Source organism: Sphingomonas melonis DAPP-PG 224 (genome assembly GCF_000379045.1).
In the GTDB taxonomy this organism is placed as follows: Bacteria; Pseudomonadota; Alphaproteobacteria; order Sphingomonadales; family Sphingomonadaceae; genus Sphingomonas; species Sphingomonas aquatilis.
Genome location: NZ_KB900605.1, coordinates 1,000,766 through 1,021,320 on the forward strand (window position 1 = coordinate 1,000,766; position 20,555 = coordinate 1,021,320).

Genomic DNA, 20,555 nt, shown 5'->3' on the forward strand with positions numbered 1-20,555 from the left:
GGGGTGACATGCAGGACGACGACAGCTTCGTGTACGACGAGGCGAGCGGCGAGTGGATCAGCGCCAGCGACGCGGCGGCGAAGGCGGCCGCGTCCGGCGGCGCGGGCGGTGGCGGCGACAGCGCCGTCGAGGTGCGCGACGCGGTCGGCAATTTGCTGGCCGATGGCGACCAGGTGACGCTGATCAAGGACCTGACCGTCAAGGGCGCGGGCCAGACGCTGAAGCGCGGCACGCTGATCAAGAGCATCCGATTGACCGGCGATGCGCAGGAGATCGACTGCAAGTTCGACGGGATCAAGGGGCTGGTGCTGCGCGCCGAGTTCGTGCGGAAGCGCTGAATGGACGTGGCGGACATCGGCCGGCGGCTGGACCCGAGCTGGCGCACGGCGCTCGACCCGGTCCTGGCGGGTGAGGCGATGGCGGACCTGCGCCGCTTCCTGACCGCAGAAGAGGCGGCGGGGAAGGCCATCCTGCCGCCGCCGCACGACTGGTTTCGGGCGCTGGAGCTGACGCCGCTCGATGCGGTGAAGGTCGTGATCCTGGGGCAGGACCCGTACCATGGGCCGGGGCAGGCGCATGGCCTGAGCTTTTCGGTGCAGCCGGGGGTGAAGGTGCCGCCGTCGCTGCGCAACATCTTCAAGGAATTGCACGACGATCTGGGCGTTGCCCCGCCGGGCCACGGGCATCTGGAGCGCTGGGCGAGGGCGGGCGTGCTGCTGCTCAACAGCGTGCTGACCGTCGAGCACGGACGCGCCGCGGCGCATGCCGGCCGGGGGTGGGAGGCGTTCACCGATGCGGTGATCCGCGCGGTTGCGGCCAAGCCGGAGCCGGTCGTGTTCCTGCTGTGGGGCGCGCATGCGCAGAAGAAGGCGGCGTTCGTCACCTACGTGGCGCACGGCGGGCGGCATCTGGTGCTGCGATCGCCGCACCCGTCGCCGCTGTCGGCGTATACCGGCTGGTTCGGCAGCAAGCCGTTCAGCCAGGCGAACGCCTTCCTGACCGCGCACGGCCGCGGGCCGGTGGACTGGGCATTGCCCGCGACGTGAGGCAAGGCATGGCCGCATCCTTCCGTTCACCCTGAGCCTGTCGAAGGGTGCTTGTCCGCAAGCGTGACGCTGTGGGCGGACCCGCCCTTCGACAGTGAGCAGGTGAAGCCATCCCCCGGATGGTTTCAGCCGAGCCTGGGAGGCTGGGCGACCTGCTCACCAGGGCGAACGGGATGGGGGCAGGCGGTTTCCTTGGGCCGATTGCGCGCGGAAGTGGACGAAGTGGACGGTACGTCATCGTCCGGAATCACGCCGAGCCGGCGTCGCCCATCGCCGCGAGGTCGCGCTCCCACGCTTCGTCGCTGGCGCGCAGCTCGGCGCGGTGCGCCGCCTCTTCACGCGCCGCCGCGGCCCGCTCCTCGATCGCATCCTGCTCCGCCTCCGACACGAAGCGCGGCGGCTGGTAGCGGACGAAGGGTTTCGGCAGCGGGTCGCCGGCCTCGCGGGCATAGGCGTCCGCCTCGACCTGATCGATCATGCGGTTGAGGCAGAGCGTCGCAGCATCGGGCGAACGCTCGGCGCGCACCGTGTCCATCCACGCGCCGTAGCGGACGGGATCGCGGTAGCGCAGCAGGAACATCGTCAGCTTTTCGTCATAGCGCCGGCGTTCGCCAATCTGTTCGCCCTTGTAGAAGATCGGCGTGGCGACCCCGTGGATCGCGCGGGAAAAGGCGGCGTCGGACAGGCGCTGGATCGCCTGGTCGAGCGCGGCATCCCAGGCGAAGCGGAAGCTCTGCGCATCGGTGCGCGCGCGCAGCGCATAGGCCGCGCTGGTGCTGATCCCGACGCGCTTGCATGCACTGTCGACGCAGCCGCATTCGGCGAGCGCGCGGATGAAATCGACCTGCCGCTGCGGCGTCCAGCCATCGTGACGATGGCGGAGTTCGACGGTGTCAAAATCGAGAGGGTTGCGGGGCGCGGCCTTGCGGCGGCGGGGCGAGCGATGGGGTGCATGGGACATGCGTCGCCATTGGGCAGGTTTTGCGCGTGTAGGACAGGGGGTGGCGGAAAGGCGCGGTTTTCTGCGGGGTGTGGCGCGGGGGAATCCTATGGGCTGTCGATTAGGGGGCGGGTTGCCATCGCCGCAGGCGAAGCGCAGATTTGCCGTATGCGCGCGATGAGTTGTTCCGAGGTGAGTGCCGATCTGGCGGGAGCGATCGAGCGGGTCGTTGCCGACTGTACGCCGCTGGCGATCACGCTGGAACGCGGCGAAGGCGCGGTGCTGGTGTCGGCGAGCGAATGGGCGTCGATTGATGAGACGTTGTACCTGCTGCGATCCCCCAAGAACGCCGATCGGTTGCTGGAGGCGGTGCGCGGGTTCGAAGCGGGGGAGGGAGGCGTCGCTTTCCCGTGAGGGTGTCGTCCTAGCTGACGGCGTGGGACGATTATCGTTATTGGTAGCGCAGCGATACGAAGCTTACTGACAAGATCAATGCGCTGATCGAGGAATGCCGGCGTCACTCGTTCAAGGGGACGGGCAAGCCCGAGCCGCTCGGCGGCAATCTGTCAGGCTGGTGGTCGCGCCGGATCACGTCCGAGCACCGATTGGTGTATCGCGTCGCGGGCAGTGGTGAGGAACAGGTGCTGCAAGTGGCGCAGTGCCGGTATCATTATTGAGAGACGGCTTTGCCGCAAAGCGAACCGTTCTCCTCTTGTTCGCGTCATGAATTGTGTTAGCTTCCTTTAGTCGACCGAATCGCTTCGGGCCGATCCAACTGATGGAGGTGCCTATTCGATCGCTGTTATGACCCCATCTCCGCCGCGCTGAAGGCTTTGGCTGACTAACGGGTGGCTATAAAGATATTGGTTGTTTACGGAGACGTTGGAGAAATCCAGATACCAGACGCGACCAAGCTTCATCGAAAACCCTAGTACGCGCAGCTTTGTCCTTACGCGTATGACACCACACGAACTTCTGGAGAAGGCGTATGGTGCAGCACGAATGGTTCTTGCACATGGACCGCAACTGGATGTGGCGTTGGTTTTTGACCAATGACCGTGGCCAAGCGTTTGCCATGTCCAAGGACGGCTTCTTCACAAGAGACGAAGCCGTTCAAAACCGTGATGCTGCTCGCATGGTCGTGATCGGCCTTTAAGCGAGCCAACCCCGAAGCGACTTGGAAGATAGGCGGTCGGCGTGAAAGCGCCGGCCGCCTTTTTGATTTTGACTCATTTGGGGCCGTGGCCGTTGGCTGCGTAGATCGCCAGCAGGCGCTCGACGGATATGCCCTCATCTTGTGCGATCGACAGAGGGTGGTTTGGATCGTCCAGCACGATCACGGGTCTTTGACGATCCAGCTGGGGGTGAACCCAACAGCCTGTGTCGCGCGTGTCAGGCCATGTCTTCAGATTGTTGGCAAACCATCCCCACCACGGACCTAGGTCGTCGGGTCGATCTTTGTCGAATCCCGCGACATATTTTTCGAGATTGGCGCGCGATAACGTCGACCATACGCCGTAGCCGAACTTCTCCGCGCTGCCGATGACCGGCACTTCGACCACGCAGCGGACGAAGAAGTGTTCGCCACCGATGACGCAAAAATCCTCCGACAGGAAGTCTGCGTCCAGTCGAAGGGCGGCATTGGACTCGCGGGTCTTATCCCCCTCCCAATGGTCAGGGGTATGGCAGGCGAGATGGAACATGCCGCGATGTTCGATCTCGCATTGCCAGCATTCATAGGAGAGATCGGCAAGCGTCTTGGGCTTGTCGCTCCTACGCCTGCCAAACCACCGCATCACTCGGCCGCTGGCAGATACACCTCGCTGCCCTTCTCGCGGAACTTCTCGCTCATTTCCGCCATGCCGGCTTCGGCGTCCGTTTCGCTTTGGGCTGTCCCTCCACCATGCTGCGCATGATCCCCCTCCCCGCGGAGCGGGGAGGAATTGAGGAAGGTGTCGATGCCGGCATTCTGCTTCGCGGCGAAGTCGCGCACCTCTTGCGTGATCTTCATGCTGCAGAACTTGGGGCCGCACATCGAGCAGAAGTGGGCGGTCTTGGCGCCTTCCGCGGGGAGCGTCTGGTCGTGGTATTGCTCGGCCGTTTCCGGGTCCAGGCTCAGGTTGAACTGGTCGCGCCAGCGGAATTCGAAGCGGGCGCGGCTGAGGGCGTCGTCGCGGACCTGGGCGGCGGGGTGGCCCTTGGCGAGGTCGGCGGCGTGGGCGGCGAGCTTGTAGGTCACCACGCCGACCTTCACGTCGTCGCGGTCGGGCAGGCCGAGGTGCTCCTTGGGCGTGACGTAGCAGAGCATCGCTGTGCCGTACCAGCCGATCATCGCGGCGCCGATGCCGCTGGTGATATGGTCGTAGCCGGGCGCGATATCCGTGGTGAGCGGCCCGAGCGTATAGAAGGGCGCTTCGCCGCACGCTTCGAGCTGCTTGTCCATGTTCGCCTTGATCTTGTGCATCGGCACGTGGCCGGGGCCTTCGATCATGACCTGGACGTCCTGCGCCCAGGCGCGGTGGGTGAGTTCGCCGAGCGTGTAGAGCTCGCTGAACTGCGCTTCGTCGTTCGCGTCGGCGATCGATCCGGGGCGCAGGCCATCGCCGAGGCTGTAGGCGATGTCATAGGCCTTCATGATCTCGGTGATCTCGTCGAAGCGTTCGTAGAGGAACGATTCCTTGTGATGCGCGAGGCACCATTTCGCCATGATGCTGCCGCCGCGGCTGACGATGCCGGTGACACGCTTGGCGGTCATCGGGATGTAGGGCAGGCGGACGCCGGCGTGGATGGTGAAATAGTCGACGCCCTGTTCGGCCTGTTCGATCAGCGTGTCGCGGAAGATCTCCCACGTCAGATCCTCGGCGATGCCGCCGACCTTTTCCAAGGCCTGGTAGATCGGCACGGTGCCGATCGGCACGGGGCTGTTGCGGATGATCCATTCGCGCGTGTCGTGGATGTTGCGGCCCGTCGACAGGTCCATGACCGTGTCTGCGCCCCAGCGGATCGACCAGACGAGCTTGTCGACTTCGGAGGCGACGTTGCTGGCGACCGCGCTGTTGCCGATGTTGGCGTTGATCTTCACGAGGAAGTTGCGGCCGATCGCCATCGGTTCGGATTCGGGGTGGTTGACGTTGTTGGGGATGATCGCGCGGCCGCGGGCGACCTCGTCACGGACGAACTCCGGCGTCACGTAATCGGGGATGGCGGCGCCGAAGCTTTCGCCGTCGCGGGCGTATTCGCGCAGACGTTCGCGGCCGAGGTTTTCGCGGGTCGCGACATATTCCATCTCGGGCGTGATGATGCCGCGGCGGGCATAGTGCATCTGGCTGAGGTTGCCGCCGGGCTTGGCGCGGAGCGGCTTGCGGCCGGTGTGGGGGAATTGGGGCACGCCGCCGGACCGGTCGGGGCCGAGCTGGCCGTTGTCTTCGGGGCGGATGGCGCGGCCGTCATACGCCTCTGTGTCGCCGCGGGCGTCGATCCACTGGCGGCGCAGCTGGGGCAGGCCGGCCATGATGTCGATGCGGGCGTTGGGGTCGGTATAGGGGCCGGAGGTGTCGTAGACGCGGACGGGGGGCTCGCCCGACGATGGGTCGAGGTGGATTTCGCGCATCGCGACGTTGAGCGGGCCGACGTGGACTTTCTTCGAACCGCGGATGGGCCCGGTGGTGACGCCGATTTCGGTGCGCGCGGGGATGTCGGCCATGGGTCTTGCTCTCCAAATACGGAGAGCGGGCGGTGTACGGGTGTAGACCGCTCCCTCCCTCCGCCGGTGTCAACCGGATCAGGTTCAGCGGGTCGCGGCCTCGTGGCCGCCTCTCAAGCGCCGATAGGGACCCCATCAAAGTATCACTTTGATGGGAACCCGGTAGCGCTCCCCCGGGGATGACAGGGGTTTACGCGTTTTTTTGGGAGGGCGCCATCCCATTCCTCCCCCGCCAGGGGGAGGGGGACCGTTCGGCTTTAGCCGAATGGTGGAGGGGGAGGTCGGCGGCGCGGACTATCGTCAACGTACCGCCGTCCTCCCCCTCCGTCAGCTTCGCTGCCACCTCCCCCTGGCGGGGGAGGACTTGTTGGGGTCAGCCGCTCGCGGCGGACGTGCGGATGTTGCCGTTGATGCCGTTGGGGAAGAAGCCGCCGGCCGTCACCGCCGCCTTGTTGAGGAAGACGATGTTGAGCACCTGGCCGGTCGAACGGCTGTAGACGATGCCGTTCGAATCGGTCGGCACGATGTTGGCGGTGGTGGTGTCGCCGATGCCCTGGTCGGTGTCGCTGGTGCCGTCCAGGCTGTCGCGCGCGTCGGAGATGAGGCGCGCGTTGTTGAGGATCGCCGGGTTGTAGAGGATCGACGAGGCGTCGATGCCCTTGCGATACAGGACCGATCGGATGAGGCCTGCGTGGTAGCTTTCGGCGGCGAGGATGCCGGCCGCGGCTTCGAGATACACCTTGTTGCCGATCGCGGGCGCGGCGCCCTTGTACGCGCTGACGCCGACGTCTTCGAACAGGTACGCGCCGAGCAGGAAGCTGATGTCGTCGGCATAGGGGTTGAACGTGCCGCTGGCGCCGACCACGCCGGCCGCGCGGGCGGCGGCGGTGAAGGCACCGTTGGCGTCGCCCGAAATGTTGATCGCCGGCATCGCCACCGCCGCGCCGACGCCGTTCGCCCCGGCGCCCAAAGCGGTGCGCAGGAAGGTGACGTGGGCGATTTCGTCATTGGCGATCTCGCGCGCATATTGCGCGACGACCGGGTCCTGGAAGGGCACCTGCGCGCCGCCGGTCACCGTGCCGCCGATGCCGACGCCGGTGGTGAGGCCGGGGTTCAGGCCCTGGCCGAAGGCGGCCCAGCTGTAGAATTGCGCCTCGAGATATTCGAGGTTGAGCGCGAAGTTGAGCACGTCGGCGTCCGCGGCGATCGGCGTCGGGCTGCCGGTGGGCGTGGGGGTCGGCGTCGCGGTGCCGCCGGTGTCGCCACCGCAGGCGGCGAGCAGCGAGAGCGCCCCCGCCGAGGCGGCGGCGCCGCCGGCATAGCGCAGGAAGGCGCGGCGTTCAGCACGGCGATCGGCGATCGCGGAAAGGATGGTATCGGTCGGAAGATCGGTCATCGGGTCTGTCCCTGGCGAAATCGGTTGGAGCGCGTCGGCGATCAGGAGGCGGTGGCCGCCTTGATCGTGCCGTTGAGGCCGGCGGGGAAGAACCCGCCCGCGCTCGTCGCCGCGGCGTTGAGATAGACGATGTTGAGCACCTGGTTGGGGCTGCGGCTGTAGACGACGGCGTTCGCGTCCGCCGGCACGATGTTCGACACCGGGAAGGTCGGCGCGGGCGTCGGCGAGGCGGTTGCGGTGGGGGTCGGCGTCGGCGTGGGGGTGGGCGTCGGCGTCGGGGTGGGCGTCGCGGTGACGCCGCCCGCGGGCGCGGTGGTGGTGCCAGGCGTGATGCCCTGGTCGATGTCGGTCGCCCCGTCCAGGCTGTCGCGCGCGTCGGAGATGCCCTGCACCCAGCCGATCAGCGGCGACCCCGAGACCAGGCCCTTGCGGTACAATTCGCCGCGGATCGTCGCGGCGTGATAGGCCTCGGTCGCCATGATGCCGGCCGCAGCCTCGACATAGGTCTTGGTGAGCAGCGGCGCGGCGCCCTTGTACGCGGTGACGCCGACGTCTTCGAAGATGAAGGCGGCGAGGAGGAAGGCATCCTCGTTCGCATACGGATTGAACGTCTGGCCGGCGGTGATGATCTTCGCGGCGACCGCGGCGGCGGAGAAGGCGCTGTTCGGGCCGACCGACAGGTCGAGCGCGGGCTGCGCGACGACCGTGCTGCTGCCGAGGGCATTGCGCAGGAAGGTGACGTGCGCGACCTCGTCCGCAGCGATTTCACGCGCGTAGCGGGCGATGATCGGATCGGCGAAAGGCACCGCGGTGGCGCCGGTCGCATTCACCGACCCCGCTGTGCCGGCGCCACCGAGCAGGCTCGACGAAATGCCCGCACCGGTGGTGGCGTACGCGTAGAATTGCGCTTCGAGATATTCGAGGTTGAGCGCGAAGTTCAGGATATCCTGATCGGTATAGGTCGGCGTCGGGGTCGCGGTGGGGGTCGGCGTCGGCGTCGACTGGGCGGACGCACCGCTGGCGAGACCCAGCGCCCCGGTGACGGCCATGGCGCCCAAAGCATCGCGGAAGAAGGCGCGGCGCTGTTCGCGGCGGTCGACGCGGGCGTCGAGGGCGGCGATCAGCCGGTCGCTGTCGATATCGGTACGGGCGGTCATGACTTCAGGGTCCTCCCCAAACACGCGGGCGGCGGCGGACCGCCGAGAATGGCAACAGCCGTTCCGCATCCCGCCGGACGCGTCAACCCCGCATGGCGGGGAAAGCGCTCGGCTCGGCGTGTCTGCGTAACTTTGGGGAAGGTCGGGGTGTGGTCGTCAGGGGGCGGCGGCGGCGATGGTTCGCGCTAAGCCGCGAAGCCGCGAAGCCGCGACGGAAGAACGGATTTCGCGCAGAGGCGCGGAGGACGCAGAGGGGCATGCGCCTTTGGGTGAGGGAAAAGGAGCATCGCGCAGATCAAGGCCGAAGGGGCTTGCAGACGACGCCAATTCCTCCCCCGCCAGGGGGAGGTGGCGCCGCGAAGCGGTGACGGAGGGGGAGGTAAGAGACACATCGGTTGATGTTTCCTCCCCCTCCGTCATGCCTTCGGCATGCCATCTCCCCCTGGCGGGGGAGGACTGACTCCGGCCGTCATCCTAGCGTGGGCTTGAAGTTTTTGATCAGGGCGCTGGCAACCGCGAAAGACGCCAGTCTGCACTGGGGTGACCGTTCCGCAGTGGTGGAGCAAATCTTGAAACGAAAATCCTCCCCCACCCGGGGGGCAGGTGGAGGAGGATCCATGACCGGCCCGTCCACGGAAGGAACGGACGGTCGCCGGGCACCCAAAGGGGGGGAGGGGGAGCGGGTGCCCGAGGTGTTACCCGTCAGCCGAGGCCGACGGTGAAGGCGGGATTGGGGTTGTTGGTGCCGTTGGGGAAGAAACCACCACGCGTGCGGTTCGATCCATTGACGTTGAGATAGGCGATATTGTGGACCTGCTGGCTCGTCCGGCTGTACGCGATGCCGTTCGCGTCGGTCGGCACGATGTTCGAAATGCCGGTCGTGAGGTTGCCGATATTGCTGCCGGCAATGCCCTGATCGTCGTCGCCGTTGGTGCCGCCGGTCGTACCGTCGAGCAGATCGCGCGCGTCGGAGATCTTGGTCGTCGCGGTGATGATGTCGCCATTGGTGACGCCGCGCGTGTACAGGATCGTGCGGACGAGGCCGGCGTGATAGGCCTCTGCCGCGAGGATGCCTGCCGCCGCGTCGAGGTACATCGACGAGATGACCGGAGATGCGCCCTTGTACGCGGTCACGCCGATATCTTCGAAGATATAGGCGCCGAGCAGGAAGTTGGTCGGGCTGGCGTAAGGATCGAACAGGCCGTCCGCCGCGACCACGCCGGCGGCGCGCGCCGCCGCGGTGAAGGCGCCGGTCGAGGTGCCCGAAATGTCGATCGCCGGTTGTGCCACCACCGACGTGCCGAGCGCGGCGCGCAGGAAGTTGACGTGGGCGATTTCATCGTAGGCGATCTCGCGCGCATATTGGCCGATCAGCGGATCGCCGCTGAAGTCGACCGCGCGCGGGAAGCCCGCTCCGCTGCCGGTGATGACCGCGCCCTGCGTACCGCTGCCGGTCAGCTGCGCGGCGGTGAGGCCGGTGCCGAAGGCGGCATAGCTGTAGAATTGCGCCTCGAGATATTCGAGGTTGAGCGCGAAGTTCAGCACCGCGACGTCGGTGCTGACCGCGGTCGGCGTCGGCGTAGGGGTGGGAGCCGGCGTCTGCGCCGAATCGTTGTTGTCACCGCAGGCGGCGAGCAGCGACAGGCCACCGACGGCGGCGGCACCGCCCACGGCGGTCTTCATGAAGGCGCGGCGCGCGTTGCGGCGGGCGGTCGTCTTCTCGATGATCTCGAGGACCGAAACTTCCTTGGTCATGTCGGGTCCCCTCAGTTCGCGCCGCTGGTGCGGATGGCGGCGTTGCCGTTGTTGATACCGGCCGGGAAGAACCCGCCCGACGAAACCGCAGACCGGTTCAGGTAGACGACGTTGAGCGTCTGCGCAGGCGTGCGGCTGAAGGCGAGGCCATTGCTGTCGAGCGGCACGATGTTCGACACGAGGTTCCCCGACTGGGTGGTCGGCGAAATGCCCTGGTCGAGATCGGTCGAACCATCGACCGAATCGCGCAGGTTCGAGATCGAATCGGCGGCGGTGCGCAGCGACGCGACGTTGAGGCCGCGGGCATAGAGTGCGGTGCGAACCAGTGCGGCGTGATAGGCCTCTACCGCGAGGATGCCGGCGGCCGCCTCGAGATAGGTCTTGTTATTGATCAGCGCGCCCGCTGCGCCCTTGTAGGCGGTGACGCCGACGTCTTCGAAGATATAGGCGGCGAGCAGGAAGCTGTTGTCGTCGGCATAGGGATCGAAGCCGGCGAGCGACGGGCTGGTGCTCGATGCCGCCGCAGCGAAGGCGCCACCCGAAGATCCGGAGATGTTGATCGTCGGCTGTGCGGCGATCAACGCGTCGCTGCCGCTGCTCCCACGGATCGCAGTGCGCAGGAAGGTGACGTGCGCCACCTCATCCGCCGCGATTTCGCGCGCATAAGCGGCGATGGCGGGATCGGTGAAGTTGACCTTGCGCGCCGAGCCGGCGCCGGTGCCGGTGATGACGGCGCCCTGCGTGCCGACGCCGCCGGTCAGCAGGTTGTTGGGCAGGCCGGTGCCATAAGCGGCATAGCTGTAGAATTGCGCTTCGAGATATTCGAGGTTGAGCGCGAAGTTCAGGACGTCGACTTCCGACAGCGCGGTCGACTGCGCCTGCGCGGCGGTGGCCAGCGAAAGGCTGGCGGCACCCGCGGCGGTCATCGCAGCGGCGCCCATCATGTTGCGGAAGAAGTCGCGCCGGTCTTCGCGGCGCCTCGCTTCGGCGTCGAACGCCTCGATGAGCTGATCCGTTTGAGTCATCGTCAGCCTGCCTTTCCTCACCTGTCCCGGCCAGCCTCGCGGACCCGGGGCGCGTCGATGCGCACGGATCGGGATGACCAACGGCAGGTACGTTCGGCGGCGACAAAAAGATGCGCGCAATAAAAATATATAACGCGCAGCCGCTTATGACAGGCTGGAGGCTTGCCCGGCCGGCGGCGGCCGCTTAGCCTTCGACCCCGTGGTGCCCGCCGACGATCCTGCCGACCTGCCCCCCCTGCCCGCCGCGGCGGCGCGTGCGCGTCTGGTCGAGGCGCTGATGGCGACGGGGGCGGCGGACCGCGAGGCCTTCCGCCGCGTCTATGCGCTGACCTCCGCGAAGCTTTTCGGCATCTGCCTGCGTATCTGCGGCGACAGGCAGGCCGCGGAGGACGTGTTGCACGACGTCTACATCACCATCTGGCAGCGCGCGGGCGCGTATCAGCCGGGGCGGGCGAGTCCGATTTCGTGGCTGGCGACGATCGCGCGCAACCGGGCGATCGACTGGCGGCGGCGGCACGGGCGCGTCACCGCGCCGATCGAGGAGGCCGAGGCGGTGGCCGATGGCGCGCTGCGCCAGGACGACGTGCTGATGGCCGAAGAGGCGCAGGCGCGGCTGCATCTGTGCCTCGAAAGGTTGGAGGAACGGCAGCGCGGGGCGATCCGCCGCGCCTTCTTCGGCGGCCTGACCTATGCCGAGCTGGCGGTGCAGGCGGCGGTGCCGCTGGGGACGATGAAGAGCTGGGTGCGGCGCGGGCTGCTGGCGCTGAAGGGATGCCTCGATGGCGAGCGCTGAACCGGACGATATCGGGCCCGACGACCTCGCCGCGGCCGAACTGGCGCTGGGGCTGCTGGACGGCGAGGCGCGCGTCGCGGCGCTGGCGCGGGTGGCGGCGGACCCGGCGTTCGCGCTGGCGGTGGCATGGTGGGAGGCGCGCTTTGCCGCGCTGTTCGCCGATGGCGCCGACGTGGCGGTGCCGCCCGCCGTGCTGCGGCGGATCGAGGCGTCGTTGGATGGCATGGGCCGCGATGCCGAGCGATGGGCCCCGGCCGCGAACGACAATCCGGGTGTCGGACTGTGGCGCGGGGCGGCGATCGCGGCGGGGCTGGCGGCGTGCCTGCTGCTCGTTGTGACGGTGATGCTGGCGCTGCGGCCGGCGCCCGAACCCGTGCGCGTCCCCGTGCCAGTCGCGGCGCAGGCGCCGTTGCTCGCCGCGCTGGCGCCGAGCGAGGGCAAGGGCGCGCCGATCGCTGCGGCTTATGATCGCGAGACCGGCGTGGTGCGGATCGGCGGCGCGGTGGCGGTGCCGGCCGAGCGGTCGGCCGAGCTGTGGGCGATCCGTGGCAGCGCGGCGCCGCGCTCGCTGGGCGTGATGGCGGCGGGCCGGGTGGTCGTGCCGGCAGCGCTGCGCGCCGAGATGGCGGCGGATACGGTGCTGGCGATCTCGATCGAGCCGGCGGGCGGATCGCCGACCGGGTTGCCGACCGGGCCGGTGGTGGTGGCGGGTAAGCTGGCGGGGTGATTGGGGGCTAAGGGCGGCTCTTACAGGCCGTCACCCCGGACTTGGTCCGGGGTGCACTCGGCGGCGAGGGGGGTGGTTTGAGCCTCTTGCCGTGCCCGTGCGGCCCGGTGGACCCCGGACCAAGTCCGGGGTGACGGGGATATTGGGGTGAGGGGCGCTGACCCTCGACGGCCTCAGAACGTGTACGCCACGCCCACCGCGCCGAGCCACTGGTTGCGCGAGCCGGCGATGCTGACCACCGGGCTGTCGCCGAAATCGTTGAGCATGCGGCGATAGGTGCCGCCGGCGACGACCTTCCACCCGTGCAGCAGGTTGCCGGTCAGCGAATAGGTGGCGAGGCCGCCGATCGAATAATTCTTCCAGCCGCCGCGCGCATTGTAGGTCGGCAGGCCGCTGGCGATCGATTGCGTCGGCGAGATCGAGAAATAGCTGGTCGCATAGCCGCGGCCGGCGTGCTCCGCGGTGGCGAACAGGCCGACCGCCGCCTTGGTGCTGAGCGGGGTGAGATAGTTGATGCTCGGCTGCCAGATGCCGCTGTCGTGCGCGCCGGCGACGTCGTGGCGGTAGCTGAGCGAGACCGACAATTTGTCGTAGGGGCTGGTGATGACGCCGGTCTTGCCGATGCCGACATAGCCGCCGAGTTCGATCGCGGTCTTCACCTTGCCCAGCGCCCTCACGCGCGGATCGTCGATGCTGTCGAGGCTGGAGCGGTTGAAGTTGACGACGCCGATCGGGCCGGCCTGAATGTCCCACACGGGGCCCGGTTCGTTGCGGATCAGATCGACGCTGGCGCGGTTGCCGGCGAGCAGGAAGGCATAGCCCTTCACCGAACCGACCGCGGCGGGCGCAGGCACCCAGCGATAGTCGTTCGAGCCTTCATAGTCGCTGAGGTACACGCCGGCGACGCCCGCGGTGATCGTGTCGCGGTTCGTGTCGAACTCGGCAGGGGTTTCCTGCGCGAACGCGGGTACGGCGAACGCGGCGGACGCGGCGAGCGCGGCCAAATACTTGAACGACACGGGGAAGGCTCCAACCTGTTACGTGACCGTAACGCAGCGGTTGCGGAATCTTTCCCGTAGCAACCGATTAGAAGATGTAGCGCATTCTGATCTGTTGCTGATTTGCATCACTCGTCACCGTGAAGCGCGCGGCGGCGAAGCGCGGCGCGCCGAAGCGGATCGGCGGGTTGCGCGAAAAGCCGAAGCCTTCGCGCGGGATGCCGGCGAGCGTATCGAGTTTCGCATTGTTGTTTTCGTCGTGGATCACCGCGACCGCGTAATTGCCCAGCGGCAGGCCGTCGAAGTGTAAGGCGTGCGTCGAGGCGGGGACGGAGCGGGTGACGGCATTGGCATCGTCGACGCAGGCGGGGAAATTGTCCGGGTCCGCGGTCAGGCAGACGCGCAAGGATCCCTTGGCCGAGCGCATCTGGCTGACGCCGACGTCAAGCCGCGCGATCGGCGCGGCGCCCAGCATCACCACCGCCGCCGGCAGCAGGCCCGCCAGCGCCAGCGTGCGCGCGCGCCGCCTTGGCGTGGGCCCGCGCGAAATCCCCGACCCCCCGGTCGGTGCCGCACAGGCGATCCCAGAAGCGGAAATACAGCCCATAATTGCACCCGTATTGCTCATGATGGCGTTGATGATGGCTCGCGGTGATGAGCCAGCCCCCCAATGGTCCCCCCCACATGAACCGCGGGAAAACCTCCCATCCCATGTGATTGGTTACGCCCATAACGGTCATGAGGCCGAGCACGAAGCCCAGCGCGCCGATGTGGATCGGAATCAGCAGCACCAGTAGCGGAATTACCACAGCGCCGGTCACCGCCTCGATCGGGTGGAACGCCATCGCCGCCCAGGCGGTGGGCGGCCGGCTGGCGTGGTGGACGGCATGCGCGGCCTTGAACACCGCGGGCCGGTGCATCCAGCGATGCGTCCAGTAGAACCAGGTGTCGTGGAGGAACAGGTAGACGACCACCGACAGCGGCACGTACCAGAGCGGCCTCGCGTGGACGTCGTCGTAGATGCGGGTCCAGCCGTGCGCCTTCCACCCCCAGGCGAGGATGCCCGCGGGCACGCCGTAGATGGCGGCGGACGCGAGGCTCCAGGCGATCTCGCGCCGCATCTGCGCATCGAGGCCGCGATAGAGGCCGGGGTGCTTCAGGCGCGTCGCCGCGGCGAAGGCGCCCGACACGATCAGATAGCGGACACCGACGATCAGCGTCATCGCCAGAGCGGACAGGGTGACGGCGAGCAGCATGCGGGTGGTGTAGCGGATTGTGGGGGTGGGGGATACGGGGTGCCCGCATCCGTTCGTCACCCGGCTTTGGTGGAAGGCCCCTGTTCCGGGACGACGACGTGGGGTGCGGAGGGCGAGGAGGTGATCGGTGGGGATGAAGCCCGCCACATCTCCTTCGTCACCCCGGACTTGGTCCGGGGTCCACTGGGCCGCGGGGGGACGGCAGGAGGTACTGGCCATCCCCCTCGCCGCGGAGTGGACCCCGGAACGAGTCCGGGGTGACGGCGTGGGTGGGGTGCGCGTCGGTGTCTTGCGTCGGGGGTGGACGTCGATCAGCGTTCGAGGACGTGGATGGGGCGGTCCTTGTAGGTCGCGTCGCGCACCGCGGTGTAGCCGAGCTTGGCCGCCAGGCGGAGCGAGGGGGTGTTGGCGGGGTCGATGATGCAGGTGGTGCGGGCGATGCCTCGGGCGTCGGCCCAGCCGAGTGCGGCCGTCATCGCCGCCTGCGCGAATCCGCGGCCGTGGGCGTGGGGGGCGAGCACCCAGTTCGCCTCTGGCAGCGTCAGCGGCGGGTCGATCGTCCGGCGCGCCTCCATCAGGCCGCCTTCGCCGAGGACGGTGCCGTCGGGCGCGCAGAAGACCCAGCTGCCATAGCCGAACGCCTGCCACTGGCCGATCGAGCGGAGCAGGCGCAGCCACACCTCTTCGCGGCTGCGGGGCACGCCGCCGATCATCGTGTAGACCGCCGGGTCCGCCCACAGGGCGGCGAGCGCGTCGAGGTGATCGGGGTGGTGGCCGGTGAGGATCAGCCGGTCGGTGGTAACGACGGGGGCGATCATGCGCGCCGTTACATGCCGACCGAGGTGGTTTCCTGCGTGTTCGTATCGGGATCGGTCGCCGGCGTGGTATCGGCGGGCGTCTGCGCCTGCACCGTCGTCGGCGGGATCGGGCGGGCGACCGCCTGGCCCATCAGCGCGGCGTTTTCGATGAGATCGAGCGCGCGGCGCGCCTCGATATAGCGGTCGGCGGCCTGCATCCAATTGCCGGCCTGCGCGGCGCCGGGCAGGCGCGCGACCTCGGCACGCGCGGCCTCCACCTGGCCGCCGTCGAGCAGGCGGCGCGCGCGAGCGAGCCGGTCGGCGGGGCGGGGCGAGGGGGTGCCGGCCTGGCGCAGCACGACCAGGCCGGCGACTTCGCGGCGCAGGCTGGCGAGCCAGCCGTCGGTGCTGACCGAGGCGATGTCGGGCGCGATCGCCTCCAGCCCCTGGCGCAGATCCTCCAGCGTCACCGGCTGGCGCGCGGCGTCGATGACCGCGGCGACCGCCTTGGGTTGCGCGGTGCCGAAGCGGCTGCGCAGCTGCTCCTCGAGATAGCCGAGGCCGACACCGCGATCGAGCGCACGGCGCGCGGCGACGGCGATCAGCAGCCCCTCGGCGCGGCCGGCCTGCGCGGCGGCGGCGTTGGCATCGGTGGTGACGGCGGCGGTGCGCGTCTCCAGCGCCGACAATTGCCCGGCGAGCGTCGCTTCGCGCGAGGCGAGCGCATTGGGGTCGAGCTGCGGGTTGGTCCGCTCGCCATTGGCGTTGAGCGGCAAGGCGGGGTTGTAGTTCACCGGTTCGGGCGTCGCCTTTTGCGCGCTTGTCGTCCCGCCCAGCCAGGGGACGTGGCGCATCAGATAGCCGGTCAGCACCGCGCCCGCGACGAAGGCCAGCGCGATGATCGCCAGGAAGACGCCGGTGCGCAGGCCCTGCGCTCCGCGGGCGCCGGACGGCGGATCGATCGGCACGTAATCGCTCATGGCGCCTTATCCCCGCCCCCCGCCGCAGGGTCAATCGCTGGCGTGCATGCCGCCGCCCCGACCCGGCACAGGGCGGCGTCGGTGGGGGTGTCGGCGGTAAGTGCAAGTACCCAGCCGTCGCCGGCCGCGGCACGGACCGCGGGGCTGAGCGCGGCGATGCCGATGGCGCTGCGGTCGGGCAGCAAGGCTGCGACGCGGGCGGCGGCGCGGACCGAATGGAGCAGGACGATGCGGTGTTGCGCGGCGCTGGCAAAGGCGGCGGGGTCTGCGGCGATCGTGTCACTGGCGTAGACGATGCGCGTCGGGTGGCCGCTGTCGATGTGGTCGCGGCCGGCGAGGTGGAGGGGGCGGGTGAAGCTGGCGGCGGCAAGCGCCTCGGCGACGCCGCCGGTGCCGACGATCGCGACCGTGAGGCCGGCGGTGCGCGCTGCCTCGGCGGTCTGCGCGCCCACCGCAATGACGGGCAGATGCGCGAGGCGCGCGAGGGTGGGGGCGGCGTGGCGCACCGCATTGGCGCTGGTGATCAGCAATGCGTCATGGGCGGCGGGATCGGGGGCATCCCACGGCACCGGTGCGGTCGCGAACAGGGGGAGGGCGGCGGCGTCCACGCCCAGCGTGCGCAGGCGGGCGAGGGTGCGCGTGCTGCCCGGTTCGGGGCGGACGACCAGCACGCCCGAGAGCGCGATGCCCGTCACGGCGCGAACAGGCTGCGGACGCTGGAGGGGGCGCGGGCGAGCAGGTCGGCGGCGAGTTCCGCGGCGACGAGCGCGCCGTCGGTGCCTTCGCCGGTGCCGTCAACGAACAGGCTGCCATCCTCGGCGATCAGTTCGGCGCGCAGGGTGAGCATCTCGCCCGACAAAGCGGCGAGCGCGGCGACGGGGGAGTGGCAGTCGGCGCCCAGTGCGGCGAGCAGCGCGCGCTCCGTCAGGACGCAGGCGCTGGTCGCGGGATCGTCGATCGCGGCCACGGCGACCATCGCCTCGTCATGGCTGGTCAGCACCTCGATCCCGACGGCGCCTTGCGCGGGGGCGGGCAGCATCTCGTCGGTCGGGATCGCGCGGCCGACGCCGTCACGGCCCAGCCGGTCGAGCCCGGCGGCGGCGAGCAGGGTGGCGTCCGCCTCGCCCGCCGCCAGCTTGGCGAGGCGGGTGTCGACGTTCCCGCGGAACAGCACGACCCTGAGGTCCGGGCGCAGCCGCAGCAGCTGCGCGCGGCGGCGCGGCGAACTGGTGCCGACGACGGCGCCGCGGGGCAGCTCCGCGACGCTGTCCGCGCCGATCAGCCGGTCGCGCACATCGGCGCGCGGCAGCATCGCGGCGATGCGAATCTCGGGCGGCCGGATCGTTTCGACGTCCTTCATCGAATGGACCGCGGCGTCGATCTCGCGGGCGAGCAGCGCGCGGTCGAGTTCCTTGGTCCACAGTGCCTTGCCGCCGATCTCGGCGAGCGCACGGTCCTGTACGCGGTCGCCGGTGGTGCGGATGACGACGAGGTCGATCTCGTCCGGTGCCCAGCCGTGGGCGGCGCATAAAGCGTCGCGGACCATATTGGCCTGGGTCAGCGCCAGCGGCGATCCGCGCGTGCCGAGTTTGAACCTGATCGCCATCGTTTCATCCATTCACACCCTCACCCTTCCGGCGCTGCGCGCCTCCCTCCCTCTCCCGCCGGGAGAGGGAAGAGCCGCCAAAGACGGCGAAGGGTGAGGGTGTTTCCAATCCTGCCGCCAGCCATGCCCAAACCCCCACCCTTCGACAACCTCCGTGCGGCGCGATAGAAGGCCGGCCATGCCCCCCCGGATCATCCTCGGCCTCGAATCTTCGTGCGACGAAACCGCCGCCGCGCTCATCACCAGCGATCGGCAGGTGCTCAGCCACCGACTTGCGGGGCAGGAGGCGGCGCATGCGCCCTTCGGGGGCGTCGTGCCCGAAATCGCGGCGCGTGCGCATGTCGAGGCGCTGGAGCCGCTGGTCGCGGCGGCGCTCAAGGATGCCGGGCTGCGACTCGATCAGGTCGATGCGATCGCGGCGACCGCGGGGCCCGGGCTGATCGGCGGCGTGATGGTGGGCCTCGTCACCGGCAAGGCGTTGGCCCATGCGGTGGGCAAGCCGTTCGTCGCGGTCAATCATCTGGAGGGGCATGCGCTGAGCCCGCGGCTGTCCGACCCGGACCTCGCCTTTCCCTATCTGCTGCTGCTGGTATCGGGCGGGCATTGCCAGCTGCTGCTTGTCGAGGGCGTCGGCCGCTATCGCCGGATTGCGACGACGATCGACGATGCCGCGGGCGAGGCGTTCGACAAGACCGCGAAGCTGCTGGGCCTGGGCTTTCCCGGCGGGCCGAACGTCGAGAAGGCGGCGGCGCTGGGGCAGCCGACCGTGCCGTTGCCGCGGCCGCTGAAGGGATCGGCCGAGCCGCATTTCTCCTTCGCCGGCCTCAAGAGCGCGGTGGCGCGGGCGGTGGGGCATCATGCACCCGAGGATATCGCCGCATCCTTCCAGGCGGCGGTGGTCGATTGCCTGATCGACCGGACGCGGCGGGGGATCGCCGGTGTCGAAGCGACGGCGCTGGTCGTCGCGGGCGGGGTCGCGGCGAACGGTGCGGTGCGCGCTGCGCTGCAGGCGCTCGCCGCCGAGCATGGCCTGCGCTTCGTCGCGCCGCCCCTGTGGCTGTGCACCGACAATGCGGCGATGATCGGCTGGGCGGGGGCGGAGCGCTTCGCCGCCGGGTTGACCGATCCGCTCGATACGCCGGCGCGGGCCAGGTGGCCGCTCGATCCGGGGGCAGAGGCGGTGCGCGGTGCGGGGGTGAAGGCGTGACGCGTGACGCGTGACGGCAATGGCATGATGTCTTATCCCCGTTCGTGCTAAGCCTATCGAAGCACGGCCATCCGCGAACGCTATGCCCGCGGCACGGTGCCCTTCGACAGGCTCAGGGCGAACGGAGTGTGTGAGGTTGGGCGTCCAGGGATGAGCAGCATGAAGATCGGGGTCATCGGCGGCGGCGCCTGGGGCACGGCACTGGCGCAGGTTGCGGCGCATCGCGGCGAACCGGTGACGCTGTGGGCGCGCGAGCCGGAGGTGGTGGCGGGGATCAACGACGCCCACGAAAACCGGCTGTTCCTGGCCGGCGTGCCGCTGTCGCCGTCGATCCGCGCGACGTCCGATTTCGGTGACCTTAATGCAGTTGACGCTCTGCTGGTCGTCGCGCCGGCGCAGCATGTCGGCGGCGTGCTCGCGCAGATCGACGTCGGTACGCGGCCGCTCGTGCTGTGCGCCAAGGGGATCGAGGCGGGGACGCGGCGGCTGGTGGGCGAGGTGGCCAAGGCCGTCCATCCGCAGGCGCCGATCGCGGTGCTCTCCGGCCCGACCTTCGCGCATGAGGTGGCGGCGGGCCTGCCGACCGCGGTGACGCTGGCGGTGGCGGACGAAGCGCTGGGCGAGGCGCTGGCCGCGCGGCTCGCGGCGCCGCACTTCCGCCCCTATGCCAGCCGCGACGTGGTCGGCGCGGAGATCGGCGGGGCGGTGAAGAACGTGCTCGCGATCGCGTGCGGCGTGGTGGAGGGCGCGGGTCTGGGGCAGAATGCGCGTGCGGCGCTGATCGCGCGCGGCTTCGCCGAGATGACGCGCTTCGGCCTGGCGCGTGGCGCGCGCGCCGAGACGCTCGCCGGCCTGTCGGGGCTGGGCGATCTGGTGCTCACCTGTTCATCGACGAGCAGCCGCAATTTCTCGCTGGGGTTGGGCCTGGGGCAGGGGCGCGCCGCGGCGGACCTGCTCGCCGACCGGCGGACAGTGGCGGAAGGTGCGTTCACCGCACCGGTGCTGGCCGAGGCGGCGGCGGAGGCCGGAGTCGACATGCCGGTGACCGCGGCGGTGTGCCGTCTGCTCGATGGCGCCCCCGCGACGGACGTGATCGGTGCGCTGCTCGCCCGTCCGCTGCGCGCCGAGCTGGGCTGATCGCGCCGCAATCCGAACGCTGCATGAACGAG

At 69.1% G+C, this 20,555-nt stretch carries 22 protein-coding genes and 1 pseudogene; 9 read left to right on the forward strand and 14 right to left on the reverse strand.

Features of this window, described 5'->3' with window-relative positions:
- The first annotated feature begins 8 nt into the window (after positions 1–8).
- Together SPHME3_RS0104995 and ung are read left to right on the forward strand one after the other, a co-directional pair.
- Complete coding sequence (locus tag SPHME3_RS0104995; protein WP_017980375.1) at positions 9–338, forward strand: alkylphosphonate utilization protein; 330 nt, start codon at positions 9–11, stop codon at positions 336–338.
- Positions 339–1,046 (forward strand): uracil-DNA glycosylase, encoded by a 708-nt coding sequence (gene ung, locus SPHME3_RS0105000; protein ID WP_017980374.1) that lies wholly within the window; start codon positions 339–341, stop codon positions 1,044–1,046.
- A gap of 247 nt (positions 1,047–1,293) precedes the next feature.
- Here ung and SPHME3_RS0105005 read toward each other — a convergent pair whose 3' ends face one another.
- Positions 1,294–2,007 (reverse strand): hypothetical protein, encoded by a 714-nt coding sequence (locus SPHME3_RS0105005; protein WP_017980373.1) that lies wholly within the window; start codon positions 2,005–2,007, stop codon positions 1,294–1,296.
- 156 nt (positions 2,008–2,163) lie between these two features.
- On the opposite strand from SPHME3_RS0105005, the gene SPHME3_RS0105010 reads away from it, so the two are divergent.
- The 3 genes and pseudogenes from SPHME3_RS0105010 to SPHME3_RS21290 all read left to right on the forward strand — a co-directional run bounded on the left by SPHME3_RS0105010 (position 2,164) and on the right by SPHME3_RS21290 (position 3,142).
- Complete coding sequence (locus tag SPHME3_RS0105010; RefSeq protein WP_231376742.1) at positions 2,164–2,400, forward strand: type II toxin-antitoxin system Phd/YefM family antitoxin; 237 nt, start codon at positions 2,164–2,166, stop codon at positions 2,398–2,400.
- A 62-nt stretch (positions 2,401–2,462) separates the two neighbouring features.
- Positions 2,463–2,663: pseudogene (locus tag SPHME3_RS20630) on the forward strand (Txe/YoeB family addiction module toxin); the annotation flags it as partial.
- Between the two features lie 311 nt (positions 2,664–2,974).
- Positions 2,975–3,142, forward strand: a complete 168-nt coding sequence (locus SPHME3_RS21290) for a hypothetical protein (protein ID WP_017980371.1) — start codon at positions 2,975–2,977, stop codon at positions 3,140–3,142.
- Between the two features lie 73 nt (positions 3,143–3,215).
- Here the strand turns inward: SPHME3_RS21290 and SPHME3_RS0105020 are convergent, their stop codons facing one another.
- The 6 genes from SPHME3_RS0105020 to SPHME3_RS0105045 all read right to left on the reverse strand — a co-directional run bounded on the left by SPHME3_RS0105020 (position 3,216) and on the right by SPHME3_RS0105045 (position 11,022).
- On the reverse strand, positions 3,216–3,782 hold the full coding sequence (locus SPHME3_RS0105020; RefSeq protein ID WP_017980370.1) for a DUF2199 domain-containing protein: 567 nt from the start codon (positions 3,780–3,782) through the stop codon (positions 3,216–3,218).
- Positions 3,782–5,689: a phosphomethylpyrimidine synthase ThiC gene (gene thiC, locus SPHME3_RS0105025; protein WP_017980369.1), complete on the reverse strand. Its 1,908-nt coding sequence runs from the start codon at positions 5,687–5,689 to the stop codon at positions 3,782–3,784. The genes SPHME3_RS0105020 and thiC overlap by 1 nt, the downstream gene beginning before the upstream one ends.
- Before the next feature lie 373 nt (positions 5,690–6,062).
- The gene (locus SPHME3_RS0105030; RefSeq protein WP_017980368.1) at positions 6,063–7,085 is read right to left on the reverse strand and encodes a ferritin-like domain-containing protein; all 1,023 of its coding nucleotides are present in this window, start codon (positions 7,083–7,085) and stop codon (positions 6,063–6,065) included.
- Positions 7,086–7,126: 41 nt separating this feature from the next.
- On the reverse strand, positions 7,127–8,242 hold the full coding sequence (locus SPHME3_RS0105035) for a ferritin-like domain-containing protein (RefSeq protein WP_017980367.1): 1,116 nt from the start codon (positions 8,240–8,242) through the stop codon (positions 7,127–7,129).
- A 702-nt stretch (positions 8,243–8,944) separates the two neighbouring features.
- Positions 8,945–9,997 carry a ferritin-like domain-containing protein gene (locus tag SPHME3_RS0105040; RefSeq protein ID WP_017980366.1) on the reverse strand — a complete coding sequence of 351 codons (1,053 nt, stop codon included), beginning with the start codon at positions 9,995–9,997 and terminating at the stop codon, positions 8,945–8,947.
- Positions 9,998–10,008: 11 nt separating this feature from the next.
- Positions 10,009–11,022, reverse strand: coding sequence for a ferritin-like domain-containing protein (locus tag SPHME3_RS0105045; RefSeq protein ID WP_017980365.1), 1,014 nt, complete (start codon positions 11,020–11,022; stop codon positions 10,009–10,011).
- A 199-nt stretch (positions 11,023–11,221) separates the two neighbouring features.
- Between SPHME3_RS0105045 and SPHME3_RS0105050 the strand changes: the two genes are divergently transcribed.
- Both SPHME3_RS0105050 and SPHME3_RS0105055 read left to right on the forward strand, forming a co-directional pair.
- The gene (locus SPHME3_RS0105050) at positions 11,222–11,815 is read left to right on the forward strand and encodes a sigma-70 family RNA polymerase sigma factor (RefSeq protein WP_017980364.1); all 594 of its coding nucleotides are present in this window, start codon (positions 11,222–11,224) and stop codon (positions 11,813–11,815) included.
- A complete protein-coding gene (locus SPHME3_RS0105055) occupies positions 11,802–12,542 on the forward strand; it encodes an anti-sigma factor (protein ID WP_017980363.1) in 741 nt (246 codons plus the stop codon). The genes SPHME3_RS0105050 and SPHME3_RS0105055 overlap by 14 nt, the downstream gene beginning before the upstream one ends.
- Before the next feature lie 173 nt (positions 12,543–12,715).
- On the opposite strand, the gene SPHME3_RS0105060 is transcribed toward SPHME3_RS0105055, so the two are convergent.
- The 7 genes from SPHME3_RS0105060 to hemC all read right to left on the reverse strand — a co-directional run bounded on the left by SPHME3_RS0105060 (position 12,716) and on the right by hemC (position 18,179).
- Positions 12,716–13,561, reverse strand: a complete 846-nt coding sequence (locus SPHME3_RS0105060) for a MipA/OmpV family protein (protein ID WP_017980362.1) — start codon at positions 13,559–13,561, stop codon at positions 12,716–12,718.
- A gap of 67 nt (positions 13,562–13,628) precedes the next feature.
- Positions 13,629–14,015 carry a DUF2141 domain-containing protein gene (locus SPHME3_RS0105065; RefSeq protein WP_017980361.1) on the reverse strand — a complete coding sequence of 129 codons (387 nt, stop codon included), beginning with the start codon at positions 14,013–14,015 and terminating at the stop codon, positions 13,629–13,631.
- On the reverse strand, positions 13,984–14,796 hold the full coding sequence (locus SPHME3_RS0105070; RefSeq protein WP_017980360.1) for a sterol desaturase family protein: 813 nt from the start codon (positions 14,794–14,796) through the stop codon (positions 13,984–13,986). The genes SPHME3_RS0105065 and SPHME3_RS0105070 overlap by 32 nt, the downstream gene beginning before the upstream one ends.
- Before the next feature lie 311 nt (positions 14,797–15,107).
- A complete protein-coding gene (locus SPHME3_RS0105075; protein ID WP_017980359.1) occupies positions 15,108–15,614 on the reverse strand; it encodes a GNAT family N-acetyltransferase in 507 nt (168 codons plus the stop codon).
- 8 nt (positions 15,615–15,622) lie between these two features.
- Positions 15,623–16,573: an MICOS complex subunit MIC60 gene (locus SPHME3_RS0105080; RefSeq protein ID WP_017980358.1), complete on the reverse strand. Its 951-nt coding sequence runs from the start codon at positions 16,571–16,573 to the stop codon at positions 15,623–15,625.
- Positions 16,570–17,268: a uroporphyrinogen-III synthase gene (locus SPHME3_RS0105085; protein WP_017980357.1), complete on the reverse strand. Its 699-nt coding sequence runs from the start codon at positions 17,266–17,268 to the stop codon at positions 16,570–16,572. The genes SPHME3_RS0105080 and SPHME3_RS0105085 overlap by 4 nt, the downstream gene beginning before the upstream one ends.
- Entirely contained in the window at positions 17,265–18,179 is a 915-nt protein-coding gene (hemC, locus tag SPHME3_RS0105090) for a hydroxymethylbilane synthase (RefSeq protein ID WP_024310327.1), read from the reverse strand. Before hemC ends, SPHME3_RS0105085 begins: the two co-directional genes overlap by 4 nt.
- A 178-nt stretch (positions 18,180–18,357) precedes the next feature.
- On the opposite strand from hemC, the gene tsaD reads away from it, so the two are divergent.
- A complete protein-coding gene (gene tsaD, locus SPHME3_RS0105095; protein ID WP_017980355.1) occupies positions 18,358–19,386 on the forward strand; it encodes a tRNA (adenosine(37)-N6)-threonylcarbamoyltransferase complex transferase subunit TsaD in 1,029 nt (342 codons plus the stop codon).
- A 159-nt stretch (positions 19,387–19,545) separates the two neighbouring features.
- A complete protein-coding gene (locus SPHME3_RS0105100; protein ID WP_020486626.1) occupies positions 19,546–20,523 on the forward strand; it encodes an NAD(P)H-dependent glycerol-3-phosphate dehydrogenase in 978 nt (325 codons plus the stop codon).
- The last annotated feature ends 32 nt before the right edge of the window (positions 20,524–20,555 follow it).